3 protein-coding genes are annotated in these 3,384 nt (G+C 65.2%); 2 read left to right on the top strand and 1 reads right to left on the bottom strand.

All coding sequences use genetic code 11. The features are described from left to right. Nucleotides 1-238 precede the first annotated feature (238 nt). Nucleotides 239-421, bottom strand: coding sequence for a Flp family type IVb pilin (locus G3N99_RS36975; protein ID WP_041493341.1), 183 nt, complete (start codon nucleotides 419-421; stop codon nucleotides 239-241). A gap of 857 nt (nucleotides 422-1,278) precedes the next feature. Between G3N99_RS36975 and G3N99_RS36970 the strand changes: the two genes are divergently transcribed. Both G3N99_RS36970 and G3N99_RS36965 read left to right on the top strand, forming a co-directional pair. After that, nucleotides 1,279-2,346 (top strand): ABC transporter substrate-binding protein, encoded by a 1,068-nt coding sequence (locus G3N99_RS36970; protein WP_206124831.1) that lies wholly within the window; start codon nucleotides 1,279-1,281, stop codon nucleotides 2,344-2,346. Between the two features lie 15 nt (nucleotides 2,347-2,361). Next, nucleotides 2,362-3,204, top strand: coding sequence for an ABC transporter permease (locus G3N99_RS36965; RefSeq protein ID WP_206124830.1), 843 nt, complete (start codon nucleotides 2,362-2,364; stop codon nucleotides 3,202-3,204). Nucleotides 3,205-3,384: the final 180 nt, after the last annotated feature.

Genomic DNA, 3,384 nt, shown 5'->3' with positions numbered 1-3,384 from the left:
CGCGAACCCGTCGCGTGCGAGCGCCGCCGCGACGAAATACAGCGCCGCGAACGCGAGCACTCCGCGATTGGACAGGCGCCGGTCGCGCAGATCCTGCGCGGCGAGCGAGGCCAGCAGGACCGTGGCCACCGACTGCACGAGCGTGAGCATGGGAGAGCCGTCCGTCGACACGCCCCGGCCGGATACGTTCTACCGCTGCGGATCCCGGTGTTCGTCGGTGGCGCGCGGGTTCAGGGGATCAGATCAGGCTCGTCACCTTGTTGATCAGCGTCGTGAACACGCTCGGCAAGCCGCCGCTGGTGCTGCTGAGGATCACGCCGACCGCCGCCAGCGCGACCACGACGATACCGGCCAGCACGGCGTATTCGAGCGAGCTGACGCCACGTTCGTCACGCAGCAGGGACTTGACGTATTGCAGCATGGCAACCTCCGTGTAACGGGGTCGATGACCGACCATTGAACGCAAAGACGCTCCGTTGCTCCGGCGGTTGCGCAGGACATTCGCCCGTTGCGACACATGCGCGCGACCCTGGCACGAGGTCGTTCGCATCCCCCGGAATCCTCTCGATCACTGCAACACGCGGTGGGCAACGACATCTTCGATCGTTGCGTGCCTGCATCCGTGGTGCGGTATTCCGCACACGATGCAACCGCGCTGATTCGTCTAGGGTATAGACAATTTTTCAGGCGAATTCAAATTATTTGGCGTCGGAATGCATTTATGGATTTCACCCTGCAACGATGAAATCCATACGGTTCATTTACGGTCATTTTTTCTCACAACATGTCGAATGGTTCGTAAATCTGAACAGGCATGGCGACTGTTGCAGTGCGTGATTTACCGATCCTGTTTCCATTCGATTTATCGGTATTCCAGGCCGGGCCGCCTGCGCGCGTCTCGCCGCGCCCGGCCTGCCGTCCCGGCAAACATGACGGGCCCGCATCGCACTTCCCCGACTACCCGCCCCGGTTTTTTCCACCCTGATTCGGCGAGTGATTCCCGCGAGAATCCACGCGCGTCTTCATCGCGACTTTCCAATCGGCCATTGCCATATTCCGCATCCGGCTTCAATCGACTTGATTGGAATCCTGATTGAATGTCAGATGCATGTGAATGCCGTTCTCATCGGGATAGAACGAAACGCCCGGCGCGGCAACCCGGAAAACGGCGATAAGCATAGTTCAATTCGTTTCTTGTCCGGCCCCGGCCCGTCATCGAGAATGCGCCGACGGGCTGAGGCCCGGCCACGCTCCCCAACGTTCCGGATTCGTCGATTCATGCCTCCATTGCGCCTGCTTCGCTCACTGCTGATCGCCTCCCTCATTGCGCTGCCGGCCGTCGCCGCGCACGCCGACAAGCCCGCCACCATCCGCATCGGCGTCGCCCAGCAAGGCGCCGGCGATCCGCCGACGTTCGGCGGATCGAGTGCCGCCACCGCACAGCTGCAGCAACTGGTCGAAAAGGAGTTCGCGGCCGACGGCATCAAGGTGCAGTGGCTGTTCTTCAAGGGCGCGGGGCCGGCCGTCAACGAGGCGATCGCCAACAAGGCGCTCGACTTCGCGTACCAGGGCGACCTGCCCGCCGTGCTCGCACGGGCGAACGGGATCAAGACCCGCCTGCTGCTCGCCGCGAGCGTGCGTTCCGGCGTCAAGATCGCGGTGCCGCCCGACTCCACCATCCGCTCGATCAAGGACCTGAAGGACCGTCGCGTGTCGATCTTCCGCGGCACGAACCTGCAGCTCGTCGCCGACAATGCGCTCGCGAAGAACGGCCTCAACGAACGCGACCTGCGCGTGATCAACCTCGACTCCGCAAGCTCGCTCGCCGCGCTCGCGTCGAAGGGCATCGATGCGTCGGTAGGCGACTACCAGCTGTACAAGCTGCGCGACGCGGGGCTCGCGAAGATCATCTACGAATCGCAGAACGACGGCCCGCAACTCACGCGGCAGACCCACCTGCTCGTGCTCGACGAGTTCGAGCGCGCGCATCCGGACATCGTGCAGCGCGTCGTCAACGCGCTCGTGAAGGGCGCGCAATGGTCATCCGACGAAGCGAACCGCGATGCGCTGTTCAAGCTGTGGGCGAAAAGCGGCGTGCCGGTTTCGTCGTGGCAGGCCGACTATGCGAACCAGCGGCTGAAGGATCGTTTGTCGCCGCTGATCGATCCGTTCGTCGTCGCGCGCTACAAGTCCGTCGCGCAGGATGCGCTGGCGCTGAAGCTGATTCGCCAGCCGGTCGACGTCGATGGCTGGTTCGAGCCGAAGTATCTCGACAATGCGCTGCGCACGCTGAAGCTCGAAAGCTACTGGCAACGCTACGACGCGGCCGGCAAGCCCCTTTCCTGACCCGGACCCGCCCCGATGAGCGACACCGCGTTTTCCATCCCGTCATCCGAGCGCCACGCGCTGGCTGCGCCGCCGCACCGTGCGGCGGCAGTGAAACGGTGGTCGTGGCGGCTCGCACCGTGGCTGCTGCCTGCGCTGCTGTTCGCGCTGTGGAGCGTCGGCAGCGCACGCGGCTGGATCGCACCGCAAATCCTGCCGCCGCCCGAACGCGTGTTCGACGCACTCGAGGATCTCGCGACGAGCGGTGACCTCGTGCGCCACACGCTGATCAGCCTGCAACGCGTGCTGATCGGCTTCGCCGCCGGCACGCTGCTCGGCTTCGCAACCGGCGTTGCGCTCGGCCTGTCGCGCACGCTGGAAGCCTACGTGCTGCCGAGCTTCAACGCGCTCGTGCAGATTCCGGTGCTCGGCTGGCTGCCGTTCCTGTTGCTGCTCGTCGGCGTCGGCGAACCGCTCAAGTACCTGCTGATCGCGCATGCGGCGCTCGTCCCCGTCACGCTGAGCACGCTGCAAGGGTTTCGCCAGGCACCGCCCGCGCTCGACGAAGTCGCGCGCGTATTCGGCTACACGCAGCGGCAACGCATCGTGCACGTCGTGCTGCCCGCCGCGATCCCGACGCTCGCGACCGGCGTGCGGCTCGCGTTCACGAAATCGTGGCTCGCGCTCGTCGTCGTCGAGCTCGTCGCATCGTCCGAAGGGCTCGGCTACCTGATCGTGTACGGGCGGCAACTGTTCCAGCTCGATCTCGTGATGGCGGCCGTGATCGTCGTCGGCGCGGTCGGCCTGCTGATCAACCGGCTGCTCGATGCGCTCGAAGCACGGCTACGCCGCGGCGTGCCGTCAGCGTTCCGCGGCTGAGTCCCCCGCCTTGCCTGCGTAACCGAAGGAGTCCCACCCTTGACGCATTCTGCTGCCGCGCCTGACGTCACCCCGCCTGCCGCCACGACCGCCCGCCGCCTGCATGCACCCGACTGGCGCGGCTTCGTGCTGCCGCTCGTCGCGTTCGCGCTGTGGTGGGCAATCGCTTCCGCGCACCTA

It is taken from the genome of Burkholderia sp. Ac-20392 (assembly GCF_017104585.1).
GTDB lineage: Bacteria > Pseudomonadota > Gammaproteobacteria > Burkholderiales > Burkholderiaceae > Burkholderia > Burkholderia lata.
The sequence above is the reverse complement of the archived record's forward strand: the minus strand, read 5'-3'. Positions and strand labels throughout refer to the sequence as shown.